Here is a 17,171-nt window from a genome sequence, read left to right on the forward strand (position 1 = left end):
AACCGTCCCCCTAATGTTTAAAGTGTCTTACGCCTGTAAACACCATGCTTATGCCATTTTCGTTACATTTTTCTATAGATTCATTGTCTCTTATAGATCCACCTGGTTGTATTATGGCCTTTATTCCATGTTTAGCTGCCTCTTCCACCACGTCCCCAAATGGGAAGAAGGCATCTGATGCTAATATTGTAGCACCTTTTCCTCTTTCTAAAGCCTCAGTAGTTGCCCAAATTCTATTTACTTGTCCTCCGCCTATTCCTGTAGCTCTAAAATTATTTACAACAACAATTGCATTTGACTTAACATACTTTACAACTTTCATACCAAATGTTAGTTGATCTAATTCTTCCTTAGTTGGTGCTTTTTCAGTAACCACTTTTAATTCATCAAGTAATTTCTTATCTTCTTCTTGAATTAACATACCACCATCTACTGTAACCATATATTTTTTGTCTTTAGGAGAATTTTTTATTTTAAGTACTCTTAAGTTCTTCTTTGTTTTCAATACTTCTAAAGCATCTTCATCAAAATCTGGTGCCGCTACTATTTCTAAGAATATTTTAGCCATTTCTTCTGCAGTTTTCTTATCTACTTTTTTATTAACTGCTACTATTCCACCAAAAATTGATATTGGATCACAATCATATGCCTTTATATATGCATCATATACATCTGAGCCTATAGCTACTCCACATGGAGTATTATGTTTAAGTGCACAACATGCTGTTTCTTCGAATTCACATGCAACTTTCCATGCTATATCTAAATCTTTTATATTATTGTAGGATAATTCTTTTCCATTTAATATTTCAAAGCCATTCATAGAACCATCAACCATAGTTGATCCGTAATAAGCAGCACTCTGATGTGGATTTTCTCCATATCTTAAATCTTGAAGCTTCTTATATGAAACTGAAAGATATTCTGGATATTCTTCATCTAATAAGAAGTTTGAAATAGCAGCATCGTAAGCACTCATTAAGTTAAATACTTTTCCTGCAAGTAATTTTTTAGTTTTGTAACTTACTTCTATGTTTTCATTTATTTCATTTTTAACCTTCTCATAATCTTTTACATCACTTATTACAACAACATCATTAAAGTTCTTAGCTGCCGCTCTAAGCATAGTTGGACCACCAATATCAATGAATTCAACTTTTTCTTCAAATTCCAAATCCTCTTTTACCTTTTCAAAGAAAGGATATAGATTAACTACAACTAAATCTATTGGATTTATTTCATGTTCTTTTATTGTTTCCATGTGTTCCTTGTTATCTCTAATAGCAAGAATTCCACCATGAATTTTAGGATGTAAAGTTTTAACTCTTCCGTCTAGCATCTCTGGAAATTCTGTAACTTCATTTATTTCAACAACATTTATTCCATTTTCCTTTAGATATTTATAAGTTCCTCCTGTTGAGATAATTTCAACATTCTTCTCTTGTAAAAACTTAGCAAAGTCTAATATTCCATCCTTATTAAAAACACTTATTAATGCTCTTTTAATCATTTATTATCCTCCTAAACTATTTAGAGATATAGCATTTACCATTTTCTATTTTTACTTTTTTATCAGAAATAAGTTTAATAGCTTTTGGTAAAAGTTTATGTTCCTCTACAAGAATTCTCTTTTGAAGAGTTTCTGCTGTGTCTTCTACAAATACAGGAACCACTTCTTGCAATAAAATTTCTCCACCATCAACTTCTTCATTAACAAAATGTACAGTGCACCCTGAATACTTTACACCTTTTTTTACTGCAGCTTCATGAACTTTAATTCCATACATTCCAGCTCCGCTAAATGATGGTATTAAAGAAGGATGAATGTTAATAATTTTATTTCTAAATACCCTTAAAATTTCCCCATTTAATATTGAAAGATAACCCGCTAATACAATTAAATCAACTTGACCATTAATTAAATTTAAAATCTCATCTGATACTTTACCTTTATATATTTTTCTATCTAAAGCTATTGTTTCTATACCATGATTTTTAGCTCTTTCTAAACCATAAGCTTTTTCAGAGTCTGAAATAACATATTTAATTTCACAGTTTAGACTACCTTTTTCAATTTCATCTATAATTGCTTGAAGGTTACTTCCACTTCCAGAAACTAAAACTGCTATTCTAAGCAAACTCCTTCACCTCCAGCTCTTACATACCCAATCTCGTAAGCTTCTTCTCCAAGTTCTTTAAGTTCACCTATTACCGTTTGTGCATCATCTTTATTTACGCAAAGAACATATCCAATTCCCATGTTAAATGTGTTATACATATGATCCTTATCTACGCCTTTTTCAATAATTAAGTTGAATATTTCAGGCATAGGATATGAGTCTTTTTTAATTACTGCTGTTTGATTTTCTTTAGTAAACATTCTAGGAACATTTTCTATAAACCCACCGCCAGTTACATGCGCCATACCCTTTATTTCAAACTTATCTAAAAGAGCTAATATTGGTTTAACATATATCTTAGTTGGTGTAAGTAAGGTTTTCCATATTTCTTCCCCATTAAACTTCTCGTTTATGTCTGGAAAAAGTTTTCTAACTAATGAAAATCCATTTGAATGTAAACCTGATGAAGGAATACCAATTAGAACATCTCCTTCATTAATGTTACTTCCATTTATTATTTTATCTTTATCTACAATTCCTACAGCAAAGCCAGCTATATCATATTCACCCTCTTTATAGAAACCCGGCATCTCAGCTGTCTCTCCACCTATTAATGAAGCTTCTGACTGCATACAACCATCACACACACCTTTAACTAAATCACTTGACACCTCTGCTTCTAATTTTCCACAAGCAATATAATCTAGGAAGAATAATGGCTTTGCTCCATGACATAAAATATCATTTACACACATAGCAACACAATCAATTCCAACCGTATCGTATTTTTTAGTTTTAAAAGCTATTTCTAGTTTAGTTCCAACTCCATCTGTACCCGAAACTAAAACTGGCTTTTTATACCCTTCTGGCAATTCAACCATTCCAGCAAAACTTCCAAGACCATTTAAAACATAGCTACTTAAAGTTTCTTTTGCATATTTTTTTATTAAATCAACACTTCTATAACCTTCTTCAATATTTACACCAGCTTCTTTATAAGTTAGCATTATTCATCCTACCTTTCTAAATAGTCTTTTGAAGTTTCAATAGGTGTACTTACTGGATATTTCCCATTAAGACAGCCTATACAAAAACCATTAATACTATTTTTACCTAAAGAACTTATTAATCCGTCTATGCTTAAATATGCCAATGTATCGCATCCAACTATATCACTTATTTCTTCTACTGTTTTATTTGCCCCAATTAATTCTTTTCTATAAGGCGTATCTATCCCAAAATAGCACGGGAATTTAACTGCAGGTGACGCAACTCTAAAATGCACCTCTGTTGCCCCTGCTTTTCTTAGTGCCTCAATTAGATGTCTAGAGGTGGTTCCTCTTACTATAGAGTCATCAATCAAAATAACCCTTTTGCCCTCAACATTGCACTTAAGAGGATTTAATTTTACAGATACTGCTCTCTCCCTAAGTTCTTGGTTTGGAGTTATAAAGGTTCTACCTACATATCTATTTTTAACAAATCCCATATCAAAAGGTATTCCTGAGGCTTTAGAATATCCAACCGCTGCTGGTATTCCTGAATCAGGTACCCCAATTACTACATCTGCTTCTACTGGCGATTCTTTAAAAAGTTGTTCTCCTGCTCTTACCCTTGATTGGTGAACATTAATTCCATCTATTACTGAATCTGGTCTTGCAAAATAAATATACTCAAAAGCACATGTATGTCCCCCAGTTTTTTCTGAATATCTTATGCTTTTTACCCCATTTTCATCTATAATAACTATTTCACCTGGTTCGATATCTCTTATGAATTCAGCTCCAGTTGAATCAAATGCGCAACTTTCAGATGTTAACACATATCCTTCATCAATTTTTCCTAATGCTAAAGGTCTTATACCATATGGATCTCTTACCCCAATAAGCTTATCCTTGGTTGATATAACCATAGCAAAGGAACCTTTTATAGCACCAATGGCATTATAAACAGCACTTTCTATACCTTTATTCGCTCCTCTTGCGATAAGGCTTATTACAACCTCTGTGTCTATTGTAGTATCAAATACATATCCTACATCTTCTAATAGGCCTCTTAGCACATCAACATTTACTAAGTTTCCGTTATGAGCTACTGCAATTGAACCAAGCTTATACTTAGAAAGTAATGGCTGAGCATTTTCAACATTTGTTGCTCCAGTTGTTGAATATCTAACATGTCCTATTGCCACATTTCCTTTAAGTTTGTTTAAGTCTTCTTCACTGAAAGCTTCAGTTAATAGACCTAAGTCCTTGTGCAATGATATTTTTTCTCCATCTCCTACAGCGATTCCAGCACTTTCTTGTCCCCTATGTTGAAGAGCATATAATCCGTAATATGTTAGCCTTGCTACGTCTACTCCGCCTTTTGTATATACTCCAAATACACCACATTCTTCTTTGAACTTATCAACATTTGGATCTATTAACATTAATCAAACCTCACTTTTATTTCTCATTCTTTATTCTGTTTAATATTTCAACATAAGCATCTTTTACATTCCCTAAATCTCTTCTAAATCTATCTTTATCTAGCTTTTCGTTTGTTGTAGCATCCCAGAATCTGCATGTATCAGGTGATACTTCGTCAGCTAAAAGAATTTCTCCATTATATCTTCCAAATTCTAATTTAAAGTCAATTAGCTTAATGTTTAATTTTAGGAAGAATTCTTTTAATAATTCATTTACTTTTCTTGTTATCTCATAAATTTTATCTAATTCTTCAAAAGTCGTTGCCCCAATTCCTACAGCATGGAAATCATTTATTAATGGATCTCCAAGTGAATCATCCTTGTAACTTAATTCATAAACTGTAGTTTTAAGTTCAAAGCCTTCTTCTAGACCTAATCTTTTTGCCATACTTCCAGCTGCAACATTTCTAACTATTACTTCAAGTGGTACTATTTCAACCTTCTTGCATAATTGTTCTCTTTCATTTAATTGTTTTATAAAGTGAGTTTTTACTCCCTTTTCATTTAATAATTCAAATATTATAGAGGTAATTGCATTGTTTAATGCTCCCTTTTCCTCTATACTGCCTTTCTTCTCACCATTGAATGCTGTTGCATCATCTTTGTAATAAACTATTACCTCATCTGCCTTATCTGTAGCGTAAATCTTTTTTGCTTTTCCTTCATACATCATTTCTAATTTTTCCATTATAGTTCCACTCCTTCTCCATTTTCTTCTATAAATTTTCTCTTCATTTCAGTTCTAAAATTATTTAATGCTTCTTTTATTTCAGGATACTTAATAGAAAGTATTTGCACTGCAAGCATTCCAGCATTGTAGCTATTATTTATTCCAACAGTTGCAACTGGAATAGATTTTGGCATTTGCACTATTGAAAATAGTGCGTCCAGTCCTTCAACTGCTCCTTTTATAGGAACTCCTATTACTGGTAATGTAGTTTGTGATGCTATTACACCTGGAAGATGTGCCGCAAGACCTGCCCCAGCAATTATTACTTCACATCCCTTTTCTTGAACCTCATTTAATACCTCTGTTAATTTTTCTGGTACTCTATGAGCTGAAAGTACATATGCTTTATATTCAATATTAAATTCCTTTAAAGCATTTGCTGCCCCTTTCATTACATCTACGTCTGATTTGCTTCCAAAAAAGATTGCTACCTTCATTGTTAACCCCCTAATTTAATTGCATTTTATTATTTAAAGTAATTTATTCCACCCTGGAATATTTTTTGATCAAAATCTCCAGGTACATTTTTATATACATTAGTTGATATTCTCTCTGAATGAGCCATTTTCCCTAAAATCCTTCCATCAGGAGAAGTAATTCCTTCTATTCCAAGAACAGAACCATTTGGATTGTATGGCATATTTAAGGATACCTGTCCATTTAAATCAACATATTGAGTTGCAATTTGTCCATTTTTAATCATTTCTTGAAGTACTTCCTCTGATGCTACAAATCTTCCTTCTCCATGCGATATTGGAACCGTATGAATGTCCCCAAGATTTACTTCTGAGAACCATGGTGAAAGTTTGGAAGAAATCTTTGTTCTAACAAGTGAATTCATATGTCTTCCTATATTATTGTAGGTTAAGGTTGGCATTTCAGAATTCATTTCTCTAATTTCTCCATAAGGAACTAATCCAAGTTTAACAAGAGCTTGGAAGCCATTGCATATACCAATAATTAAGCCATCTCTATTATTTAATAGATCCATTACTGCATCTTTTATTCTTTCATTTCTAAATACTGTTGCTATAAATTTTCCTGATCCATCTGGTTCGTCAGCTGCTGAGAACCCCCCTGGTATCATAATTATCTGTGATTTTCTAATTTCTTTTTCTAAAGTTTCTATAGATTCAACTAGCATTTCCTTTGTTAGGTTCTTAAATAGGAATTGGGATGCATCTCCACCTGCTTTATTAAAGGCTCTTTCACAATCATCCTCACAGTTATTCCCCGGAAATACTGGGATTATTACCTTTGGTTTTGCAACTTTTATTACAGGTGCACTAATTGAACTTTTTACCTCTGGAAGTTTAACATCTTCTTCAGAAGCTTTAGTGGTTTCGCTTTTAAATACACCCTCCAACTTATTTCTCCATACTGATTGCAAATCATCTAAATTTAATACTTCATTTTCTATAACTATTTGATTTTCTCTTGCTGTTTCTCCAATAATCTTATAGTTACATCCTTTTAATAAATCCTCATTAAAATCTTCTGCCTTAATTTCTACTAATACTGCTGCTGGATTTAATCCAAATAATTCTTGATTGTTTAAATTAGATAATTTTGCTCCAATCTTATTTCCAAAAGCCATCTTCGAAACAGCTTCTGAAACACCACCAAATTTCAAAGTGAATGCTGAAATAACTTTCTTTAATTTAATTAAATCTACTAGCTTGTTCATGTTTGAAATATATTGCTCTAAGTTTAAGGTCTCATCTTCAAGTCTGTCTGTTTTTATAAGTACAAGTTTTGAGCTAACCTCCTTAAACTCTGGTGAAATTACATTTTCAGCTTTTTCTATTGCAACTGCAAAAGATGTTAAGGTTGGTGGTACATCTAAGTCACCAAAACTACCTGACATAGAATCTTTTCCACCAATTGCAGCGAGCGATAAGTCTTTTTGTACCTTAAATGCTCCAAGTAAAGCTGCAAAAGGTTTACCCCATCTTTCTTTTGCCACGCCTAATCTTTCAAAATATTCTTGGAAGGTTAAGTGAGATTTTCTATAATCTCCTCCCATTGAAACTAATTTAGTAAGAGATTCAATAACTGCATAATATCCCATGTGGAATGGGCTCCATAGTCCTATTTCAGGATTAAAACCATAAGCCATTAAAGTCGCATCCTTTGATTCTCCACCTTGAACTGGAATTTTTGCTGCCATACCTTCTGCTGGAGTAATTTGATTCACTCCTCCAAATGGCATTAAAACTGTTAATGATCCTATAGTTGAATCGAATCTATCAACTAAACCTTTTTGAGATGCTACATTTAGACTGCCTAATGTCTTAAGCCAATTTTCCTTAATGCTGCCTTTTATTTCTTTATTAAACACATTATGTGCTTCCTTTGGTAAATCAACCTTAACTTCTGTGTATGACTTAGCACCATTTGTATCTAAGAATTCTCTCTTAAGATCAACTATTAATTTATCTCTCCAGTACATCCTTAGTCTTTTTTCATCTGTTACCTCTGCTACAACCGTTGCTTCTAAGTTTTCTTTCTTTGAGAAATCAATAAACTTTTCCACATCATTTTTATCAACAACCACGGCCATTCTTTCTTGTGATTCTGATATCGCAAGTTCTGTTCCATCTAGTCCATCGTATTTCTTTGTAACTTTATCTAAATTTATATCTAAACCTTCACTTAATTCTCCTATTGCAACTGATACTCCACCAGCTCCAAAGTCATTACATCTTTTTATTAATGTTGATACTTCTTTATTTCTAAATAACCTTTGGATTTTTCTTTCTGTAGGAGCATTACCCTTTTGAACTTCTGCACCACATATATTTATTGATTCTTCAGTGTGCTCTTTAGATGACCCAGTTGCTCCACCTAAACCATCTCTACCAGTTCTTCCACCTAGAAGTATTATTATATCTCCCTTAACTGGTCTTTCTCTTCTTACATTCTCCATTGGTGCTGCCCCAATAACTGCTCCAATTTCTAATCTCTTTGCTTTATAATTATTATGATAAAGTTCTGCTACCTGACCTGTAGCTAGTCCTATTTGATTTCCATATGAACTATAGCCATGCGCTGCCCCTAATGTAATAGTTCTTTGAGGAAGTTTGCCTTTTAATGTATCCTCAATATGCTCTGTTGGATCGCCTGCTCCAGTTACTCTCATTGCTTGATATACGTAACTTCTTCCTGACAGTGGATCTCTTATAGCTCCACCTAAACAAGTAGCTGCACCTCCAAAAGGTTCTATTTCAGTTGGATGGTTGTGAGTTTCATTTTTAAACATTATTAAATAATCAATTGTACCTTTATCTGTTTCAACTTTTGCTTTTATTGAGCATGCATTGATTTCCTCAGATTCATCTAAATCATTTAATAATCCTTTTTTTCTTAACTCTTTAGCTGCAAGAACTGCGATATCCATTAAGTTAATATCTCTAGGATTTTCTCCATAAACAAAATTTCTAGATTTTTTATATTCTTCAAAGCTATTAATTAATGCTTGATTATATGTTCCTTCTTCTATCTCAACATTTGTGATATTGGTTAAGAATGTTGTATGTCTGCAATGATCTGACCAATAAGTGTCAATTACTTTTATTTCAGTTATTGTTGGATTTCTTTTTTCTTGTATAAAATATGATTGAACTAGTTTAAGATCCGCTAGGCTCATTGCCAGGGAAAGTTCCTTGTGAAGTGCTTTAATTTCATTTTCTGTAAGGTTTATAAAGTTATCTAACACCTTAACATCCTCTGGAACTAAATATTCTGAAAAGATTTCTTTAGAATTTATTTCTACTTCTCTTGAATCTACTGGATTAATGTAATATCCTTTTATTTTATCTTTTTCCTCTTTAAATAAATTGCCATATATTATTACTACCTTAGCTGATTTAACTTTTATTTTTTCTCCTGCCGTTAGTATTTCATAACATTCCTCAGCTGAAGCAGCTCTTTGATCATATTGTCCTGGAAGATACTCCACACAAAATGCCCATTCTTTTTCACCTAAGTTTAATTCTCCTACAAATACCTCATCTACCATTGGTTCAGAAAAAATTGAGCTAATAGCTTTAGATTCATATTCATCAGAAAGATTACCTATGGTATATTTGTTCAAAACTCTAACTTTTTCTATAGTTTTTATTGATAAGTTAGTTTTAAAATCTTCAAATAAACCTATTGCCTCTACGTCAAACCCCTTCTTCTTTTCAACAAAAACAGTTTTTACATTAGACATTGTGGCTAACCTCCAAATTAAATTTATAACTTCTTTCTAAAAGTAAAAAAAAAAACACTTGGGAAAATCCCAAGTGACTATTTCTAAGTCAAAGGGATACATCTTTGCTCGAACGATTTTTATAAACCTTCAAAAATCATTCGCCCTTTACATCCTTAGATTACCATCTGTTTTTGCAATTGTCAACTATATTAAGTTTTTTTAACCTTTCTTTCGCCTTATGTCGAACCATTTAAATATATTTGAATTTTATTGTTCGTATTTGTAAATTTTAGGTATACTACTTTCGGCCAATATTGGAGATATTTCTATTCTAAGTTTCTCATTTATATCTAGATTAGTTGCATCTACTAAAGTTATATTCATATTAGGCTTACTAACTATTCTAATCCCACCATTCTTAGAAAATATAATTGGTCTATATTTTACATGATTATATATTACTTTTACTAAATCATAAAAAATATTATGTTTAATATCTCGACTAAATCCTATGTGCTCAATATTCCCAATACCTAATACCCCAACCTTCATATTTCTTTTTGCTTTATATACGCAACTATATCCAACATGCTCTCCTGCTTTAACTTCACAAACATTAATGATCTCTGCATAATAATTATATGTCTTCTTAAAGCCCTTATCTAAGCCCTCATACCCATAAAGTATATTTCCTGCTCTAACTGCATTAGTGAAATCACATGCATTTCTTATTTCATCATTTATAGTTCCAGATGAATTAAGAGCATGAATCATAGGAATCTTTCCAATATATTTTTCACTCGCTTTCTTAAACACACTAATTTGCTTAAGGGTATACTTAACATTTTTAGTATTATGTAAATGCGTATAAATACCGTGAACTAAAACTTGGGGACGGTTAACATTTATTTTATTGATTACCTTGTCCAAATTTTCTGGTTTAATACCCATTCTATTCATGCCTGTATCAACATATATGTGAACTTTAAGTTCCTTATCTTCTGGGATTTTATCAATTATTTCTTCATTATCTATTGTGAAAATAATGTTGTCTTGATCAATTAGAAAATCCTCTTCTTTTATAAGGGGACTCAATATCAATACTTCCACATCTTGAGATATTCTTTTGGCTTCATCAAGTTCTGCCACCGCTAAATAATCTACCTTGTCCTTTAAAAAATCTGAGATTCCTTCAAGGCCAAGACCATAAGCATTTGCCTTAATTACACCTATCACTTTTTTTTCATCATTAAATTTTTTTACAAGATTTAAATTATGCTCAACATTATTTAAAGATATTTCACATGTAAGACCTTTCATCATTCTGCTCCTTCAAAAACAATTTATTAGATTGATTATATCAAATTTCATTAATCTTATACATATTTATTACTTGAATACCTAATTAAGTGGGGAAATTTCATAAAAAAAACACCATTGGATATATTCCAATGGCAGGACCTACGTAGCCCTTAAGTAGTATTATTATATCCATTTGCATTCAAATTATTCCTTATATTATTTTTTTACAACAGTCATCATATTTTATGGTCTTGTACAATTTTTCCTTAATTTTCTATAAGTTTAAGTTTAACTTTTTAAATTAAGCTATTACTGGCTCATTTATTTTTATAAATTCTTCGATTAATCCTTCATATACTTTATTATTTGTTAATAGTTCAATTCCTAACATTCCTAAATATGATGTTCTTGAATCAGTAATATCACCAATTAATTTCGAAATTTGATTAATTTGTAGATTACATAAACATCTCGTCATAGCAACTAAAATAGCTTTAAAGTCTTTATACTCTCTAATAAATTTTGCTATTATAAGTTTCTTACTAATCTTATATTTACTTTCTATGAAGTTTAATATGGAGCTAAAATCATACTTTCTCACAATTGGATTTCTTCCGCTTACATATAAATTTACATCTTTATTCAAATCCACGATTCCACCTAAAGTATCATTATTTGAAAATAACATTCTTCTATATCTATTTTTAGCATCATCTAGATTATTAGTTAACATAGATAATAAATATGCTTCATCTAATATATTGAACTCATCGTTTTTGATGCCCAAGAATACTGACAAACTAGAAAACCTGTATTTTTCTGGACTATGCATATATTTCTTCATATCTAATGGATTCTTATGTATGTATAAGGATAAATTCAAAATGTATCTATCATTTGCTATAAGCTTACTTTTAAATCTATCTTGAAATAAATGCCCATGTCTTTTATATTTTTTATTATAATATCTGGCATATTTTGAGTTTATAGAATGCATTATTTTAGATATATCTGCCCCATAAGAGTCTAAAATGAAATGGCCGTGAGTATTCATGAGGCAATAGCTATAAATTTTAAATTTAAATGTATTCTGAAGTTCTCTCAGTATTTTCAGGTACGCCACCTTATCTTCATCTTTTCTAAATAGCTTTATTTCGCTGATACTTCTTACCATGACGTGATATAATCCATTTGGTAACTTTACTCTTGCAGATCTAGGCATTTTATCAACTCCTTTATTCGGAGTATTGACAAGATTTCTTGATTTTAATCAAATATAAAAAGGGACGGTTAACATTTAATTTTATATTAAAAAATGTTAACCGTCCCCAATTTTTTTTTATTTCTTCAAAGTTTCAGCTATCGCTGCTATACTTCCTAATGACGACAATGTTTCATTTGGTAGAATAAGCTTATTAGCTGGGTTTTTAGCCATTTCTTGAAGTGCTTCAACTTGTTTTAGAGCAATAACTTGTTCATTAGTACCTGATTCAATTATAGCTCTATTAACTAGTGAAACTGCCTCTGCTTGAGCTCTGGCTACAACTTCAATTGCTTTAGCTTTACCTTCAGCCTCTAATAATTGAGATTCTTTCAAACCTTCAGCTCTTCTAATATTAGCTTGTTTCTCTGCTTCTGCTTGTAAAATCTTAGATTGCTTTTCACCTTCTGCTCTTTCAATAGAAGATTGTCTAGCACCTTCTGCTTCCAAAATAACTGCTCTCTTATCTCTTTCAGCCTTCATTTGCTTTTCCATTGCTTGTTGAATTTCAGCTGGTGGAATAATATTCTTAATTTCAACCGAAAGTATCTTTATACCATATGCATCAGTTATGTCATCAACAACTTTAAGTAGCTCTTGGTTAATAATATCTCTTCCAGATAATACTTCATCTAATGTCATATTACCTACGATATTTCTCATATTTGTGATAGTTGAATAAATTATACCTGATTTAAAATCTTCTATGTTATAAACTGCATCTTTTGCGCTTAAAACTCTGTAGAAGATAACATTGTCTATTGATATTTTAACATTATCCTTAGTGATAACAGCTTGTGGCTGAATGTCTAGTATTTGTTGCTTTGTTGAAACTTTCTTTCTAACAAAATCTGCAAAAGGTATTGTAAAATGCCAACCTGGCTCCAAAACTCTATGAAATTGTCCAAACCTCTCTAAAACGAATAAGTAACCTGTATTTACTATTTTAATAGATGATACAACTATTAATAGTAAAATAAATGCCAATACTCCAACAATAATTAGTGCTATCATTATAAATCCTCCTCCACTTTTTCAATCATAATTTTATTTCCTTTAAACTGTAAAATCTTGTATTTGTCCCCTTTTTTTATTTCATCCCCAGTATTTATAGCTTTCCACAAAACTCCGTCAAGCTTTATTTCTCCTTCGTTTATTATATCTTTTTCTGCTTTACCTATTGTTCCTATTTGCTCTTCGTCTCTTGTTTTAGTTTTCTTAACATTTACCTTAAATCTCTTTCTTGCCCATGGATACCCTAAAGATGTTGATACTAAACTTGCAACCAAAAATAGTATTATTTGAATTTCAAGTGGTATTCCAAATATTGCACCTATCATAGCAATTAATGCACCAAGTCCAAACCATACAAAAAGAAAAGCTGAAGTAAAAATATCAATGGCAAAAAATCCAATAGCGACTAGTAACCAAACAATCACATAAGTACTTTCCATGTTTCTCCTCTCCTTTACAACTATATATATAATATACTTTATTAAAAATCATTTTACAAATTATTTTCTAACCCATTAAGAGTTATTTAATATCTCTTTTACTTATTATATAAATCTTTTCTCTTTTTTTCATTGATTTTCTTCAGTTTTCTAATTATTATAAATTTATGAAATGATTTAAATTTTAATTAATTGTCTGATGATAAAATTTAAAATTTTAAAATTAACTTATATAAAAATTAAATGGAGATGATTCAATGGACTTTATAAAAGTTGCAGCAGCTTGCCCTAAAACAAGAGTAGCAGATGTTCAATATAACTTAGAAAATATAATTAAACAAGTGAATGAAGCGGAAGCAAATAATGCTAAAATTATTGTTTTTCCTGAGTTAGCCACAACATCATACACTTGTGGCGATTTATTCACTCAATGGAATCTTATAGAAAATTCATACTTATCAATAAAAAATATTTGCGAACATTCACTAAACAAAGACTTATTAATAATAGTTGGTTCACCGTTATTAGTTAATTATACATTATATAACTGTGCTTTTGTTATATTTGAAGGTAAAATTCTTGGAATTATTCCAAAATCTTATATCCCAAATTATACAGAGTTCTATGAAAAGCGTTGGTTTACTGAGGGATTATCGGTTACTAGCAAAAAAGTTGACTTATCTTTTCAAAAAGGAATACCTTTTGGAACAAATATTATTTTTGGATGTGATGATGTTAAAGTTGGAGTTGAAATATGTGAAGACCTATGGGTAACAATACCACCTTCTTCATATCTTTCTTTAGCTGGAGCAAATATTATTTGCAATCCATCAGCTTCAAACGAATTAGTATCTAAAAGCACCTATAGAAAATCTTTAGTTGAGAATCAAAGTGCTCGTTGTATGAGTGGTTATATATACTCTTCATCAGGAGTATACGAATCTTCAACAGATTTACTTTTCTCAGGGCATTTATTAATAAGTGAATATGGTTCAACTTTAATTGAAAATGAACGTTTCCAAAGGGAAAATGAGATTATTTATAGTTTTATAGATTTATTTAAACTAAATTCAGAAAGAACTAAAAATATTAGTTTTAGAGATTCCTATAAATCACTACCTTTTGAACCTGAATTAATAAGTTTCCAATATAAAAGCACTAAAATTTCTAATTTTAATCGTTATATTGCTAAACATCCATTCGTTCCCTCCTCAGATAGAGAGAGAGAATTTAGATGTAAAGAAATATTTAACATTCAAGCCTCTGCATTAGCTAAAAGACTAGAACATACATATTCAAAAAAAGCTGTTATTGGAATTTCAGGAGGATTGGATTCTACCCTAGCACTTTTAGTTATTGTAAAAACCTTTAAATTATTAGGTTTAGATTCAAAAAATATTATTACAATAACAATGCCTGGATTTGGAACCACAGACAGAACATACAATAATGCACTTACTTTATGTAAAGAGCTTAATTGTGACCTAAGAGAAATCAACATAGTAGATGCTTGCTTAAAACATTTTGAAGATATTGGGCATGATAAAAATAAGCATGATGTAACTTATGAAAATGTTCAAGCAAGAGAAAGAACTCAAATACTTATGGATATCGCAAATAAAGAAGGCGGTATACTAATTGGAACTGGAGATTTGTCTGAATTAGCCTTAGGCTGGTGCACATATAATGGTGATCATATGAGCATGTATGCTGTTAACACATCAATACCGAAAACCTTAGTAAGATACTTGGTTAAATATGTGGCTGATTATGAATCAACTAAAGAAGTTACGGATACTCTTTTAGACATATTAGATACACCTGTTTCTCCTGAGTTATTACCTAAAGATCACAAAGGTGAAATTGCTCAAAAAACTGAAGATATAGTTGGCCCTTATGAGCTACATGATTTTTTCCTATATCATTTCATAAGACATGGCTCCACTCCCGAGAGAATTTTATTCTTGGCTAAGGAAGCATTTAGAGATGATTATGATGAAGAAACCATAAAGAAATGGCTTTTTAAATTTATAAATAGATTTTTCTCACAACAATTTAAAAGAAGCGCCTTACCAGATGGTCCAAAAGTTGGTACAATATCTTTATCCCCAAGGGGAGACTGGAGAATGCCATCAGATGCATCTTCAAGTGATTGGGTAAATAAATTACAATAAGCAAAAGGTGAATGGTGTTGCACTTAATAAATGCTTACACTATTCACCCTTTAAATATGTAAAAACTTATCTATATATATCAACAATCAGCCCTTGTATTTCATCCACAGTTGATGCTATGTTTATATTTTCTTTCTCATCGCTTAACAACATTTGAGTCAATTCTTCTAATCTTGAGTCAATTATATCAACTGTAATAAAATACTGTGTCTGCCAAAAACTAATATCTTGCTTAATACTATACATATATTCTAAAACTGACTGTAAATATTCTTTAATCATTCTTTTATAGCTTGCAACATCTGCATAGGTTTTTGTAAGTACAAGACGATTCCCTTTCTTCTTGATATCTTCAATCATTTTCTTCAGTTCTTCACCACTTCTGCGATCTCTAGCTTGGCTGAAGCTTTGGGAAAAATCCTTCCTTGAACTTTGTATTTTTCTTTCGCTTGTAACTCTAGTGTTTTTTCCTAAACCCTTAATCTCCAAATGAATTCCCCCTCAAATTTATTATACATTATTAATGTAAAACTTCAATTGCTTTGTAAGTGTATTTTTTAGTCTAGTTATGACATTGCTTCAACCTTTTTAATTTCAAAGACCAAAGGGTTTAATGATTTAATAATCTGCTATAATGACATTTGTAAATTCTTTTGCTGACTATTTATAATTTCTATATCTCCGCATCTATCTGTTCTTAATATAATGGTATCCAATCTTTTAAGTCTATCTATTACTTGAATTTCAGGACTTTCATTCCCATCACAAGTTATAATAGTATATTTCGGATTGATTATTCTTAATAATTCCTCTGATGAAGATGTATCAAATCCATGATGACCTAACTTTAATACATCAATATTTTCTATATCTCTACTAAGTAAATCCTTCTCCTCGTCAAATTCGCAATCAGCCATAAATAAATAATTTTTCCCATTTAATATCCCTTTTATAACTAATGAATTATTATTTTCTAAGGAATCGTGCCCTTTTGAAGGTGCCAAAACTTTTAAATCTACTAATCCATCTTTATACTTCCATTCTTTTTCTATGACTTTATATGAAATTTTATTTTTTAGCAAAGATGCTAAGGCTTTATTTTTCTCCTCTTCAACTACACAATATCTAGGTACATACACCATATTAGTTTTTATTTTGCTTGTTATATCAAAAAGACCACCATAATGATCCTGATGATAATGCGTCAAGATTATAAAATCAAGCTTATTAATTCCATGTTTATTTAAATAGCTTAGAATTTTAGCACTGTTTTTTTCTTCCCCACTATCTATTAAATATGACTTTTCTCCATTTTCTATAAGAATACAATCACTTTGTCCAGTATCAATAAAATGCACTTTAACATCTATATCTGAAGCAAGCACATATTTATGGCTACATGTTATGGCTAAAAATACAGATAATAAAAATATATAGATTTTTCTCATACTCTCACTCCTTT

Annotated in this window: 14 protein-coding genes; 1 reads left to right on the forward strand and 13 read right to left on the reverse strand. The window is 30.9% G+C overall.

Annotation, left to right across the window (positions count from 1 at the left end):
- Positions 1–10: 10 nt before the first annotated feature.
- From purH to JK634_RS09650, 11 genes are all read right to left on the reverse strand, one after another.
- Positions 11–1,510 (reverse strand): bifunctional phosphoribosylaminoimidazolecarboxamide formyltransferase/IMP cyclohydrolase, encoded by a 1,500-nt coding sequence (gene purH / locus JK634_RS09600; RefSeq protein ID WP_202767428.1) that lies wholly within the window; start codon positions 1,508–1,510, stop codon positions 11–13.
- A 16-nt stretch (positions 1,511–1,526) separates the two neighbouring features.
- Positions 1,527–2,138 carry a phosphoribosylglycinamide formyltransferase gene (gene purN, locus JK634_RS09605; RefSeq protein WP_202767429.1) on the reverse strand — a complete coding sequence of 204 codons (612 nt, stop codon included), beginning with the start codon at positions 2,136–2,138 and terminating at the stop codon, positions 1,527–1,529.
- Positions 2,126–3,127 (reverse strand): phosphoribosylformylglycinamidine cyclo-ligase, encoded by a 1,002-nt coding sequence (gene purM / locus JK634_RS09610; protein WP_202767430.1) that lies wholly within the window; start codon positions 3,125–3,127, stop codon positions 2,126–2,128. Before purM ends, purN begins: the two co-directional genes overlap by 13 nt.
- A gap of 8 nt (positions 3,128–3,135) precedes the next feature.
- Positions 3,136–4,551, reverse strand: coding sequence for an amidophosphoribosyltransferase (purF, locus tag JK634_RS09615; RefSeq protein WP_202767431.1), 1,416 nt, complete (start codon positions 4,549–4,551; stop codon positions 3,136–3,138).
- 16 nt (positions 4,552–4,567) lie between these two features.
- Complete coding sequence (gene purC, locus JK634_RS09620) at positions 4,568–5,278, reverse strand: phosphoribosylaminoimidazolesuccinocarboxamide synthase (protein WP_202767432.1); 711 nt, start codon at positions 5,276–5,278, stop codon at positions 4,568–4,570.
- Positions 5,278–5,757 carry a 5-(carboxyamino)imidazole ribonucleotide mutase gene (purE, locus tag JK634_RS09625; RefSeq protein ID WP_202767433.1) on the reverse strand — a complete coding sequence of 160 codons (480 nt, stop codon included), beginning with the start codon at positions 5,755–5,757 and terminating at the stop codon, positions 5,278–5,280. The genes purC and purE overlap by 1 nt, the downstream gene beginning before the upstream one ends.
- A gap of 29 nt (positions 5,758–5,786) precedes the next feature.
- Positions 5,787–9,536, reverse strand: a complete 3,750-nt coding sequence (locus JK634_RS09630; protein ID WP_202767434.1) for a phosphoribosylformylglycinamidine synthase — start codon at positions 9,534–9,536, stop codon at positions 5,787–5,789.
- A gap of 249 nt (positions 9,537–9,785) precedes the next feature.
- Positions 9,786–10,841 carry an alanine racemase gene (gene alr / locus JK634_RS09635; RefSeq protein WP_202767435.1) on the reverse strand — a complete coding sequence of 352 codons (1,056 nt, stop codon included), beginning with the start codon at positions 10,839–10,841 and terminating at the stop codon, positions 9,786–9,788.
- A gap of 280 nt (positions 10,842–11,121) precedes the next feature.
- Positions 11,122–12,042 carry a transposase gene (locus JK634_RS09640; protein WP_202767436.1) on the reverse strand — a complete coding sequence of 307 codons (921 nt, stop codon included), beginning with the start codon at positions 12,040–12,042 and terminating at the stop codon, positions 11,122–11,124.
- 117 nt (positions 12,043–12,159) lie between these two features.
- The gene (locus JK634_RS09645) at positions 12,160–13,095 is read right to left on the reverse strand and encodes an SPFH domain-containing protein (RefSeq protein ID WP_202767437.1); all 936 of its coding nucleotides are present in this window, start codon (positions 13,093–13,095) and stop codon (positions 12,160–12,162) included.
- Positions 13,095–13,535, reverse strand: a complete 441-nt coding sequence (locus JK634_RS09650) for an NfeD family protein (RefSeq protein ID WP_202767438.1) — start codon at positions 13,533–13,535, stop codon at positions 13,095–13,097. The genes JK634_RS09645 and JK634_RS09650 overlap by 1 nt, the downstream gene beginning before the upstream one ends.
- Before the next feature lie 257 nt (positions 13,536–13,792).
- On the opposite strand from JK634_RS09650, the gene JK634_RS09655 reads away from it, so the two are divergent.
- Positions 13,793–15,709, forward strand: coding sequence for an NAD(+) synthase (locus JK634_RS09655; RefSeq protein WP_202767439.1), 1,917 nt, complete (start codon positions 13,793–13,795; stop codon positions 15,707–15,709).
- Positions 15,710–15,775: 66 nt separating this feature from the next.
- Here JK634_RS09655 and JK634_RS09660 read toward each other — a convergent pair whose 3' ends face one another.
- Both JK634_RS09660 and JK634_RS09665 read right to left on the reverse strand, forming a co-directional pair.
- Positions 15,776–16,198: a YaaR family protein gene (locus tag JK634_RS09660; RefSeq protein ID WP_202767440.1), complete on the reverse strand. Its 423-nt coding sequence runs from the start codon at positions 16,196–16,198 to the stop codon at positions 15,776–15,778.
- Positions 16,199–16,338: 140 nt separating this feature from the next.
- Complete coding sequence (locus tag JK634_RS09665) at positions 16,339–17,157, reverse strand: ComEC/Rec2 family competence protein (protein ID WP_202767441.1); 819 nt, start codon at positions 17,155–17,157, stop codon at positions 16,339–16,341.
- Positions 17,158–17,171 lie beyond the last annotated feature (14 nt).

It is taken from the genome of Clostridium paridis, from assembly GCF_016765615.1.
In the GTDB taxonomy this organism is placed as follows: domain Bacteria; phylum Bacillota; class Clostridia; order Clostridiales; family Clostridiaceae; genus Clostridium_T; species Clostridium_T paridis.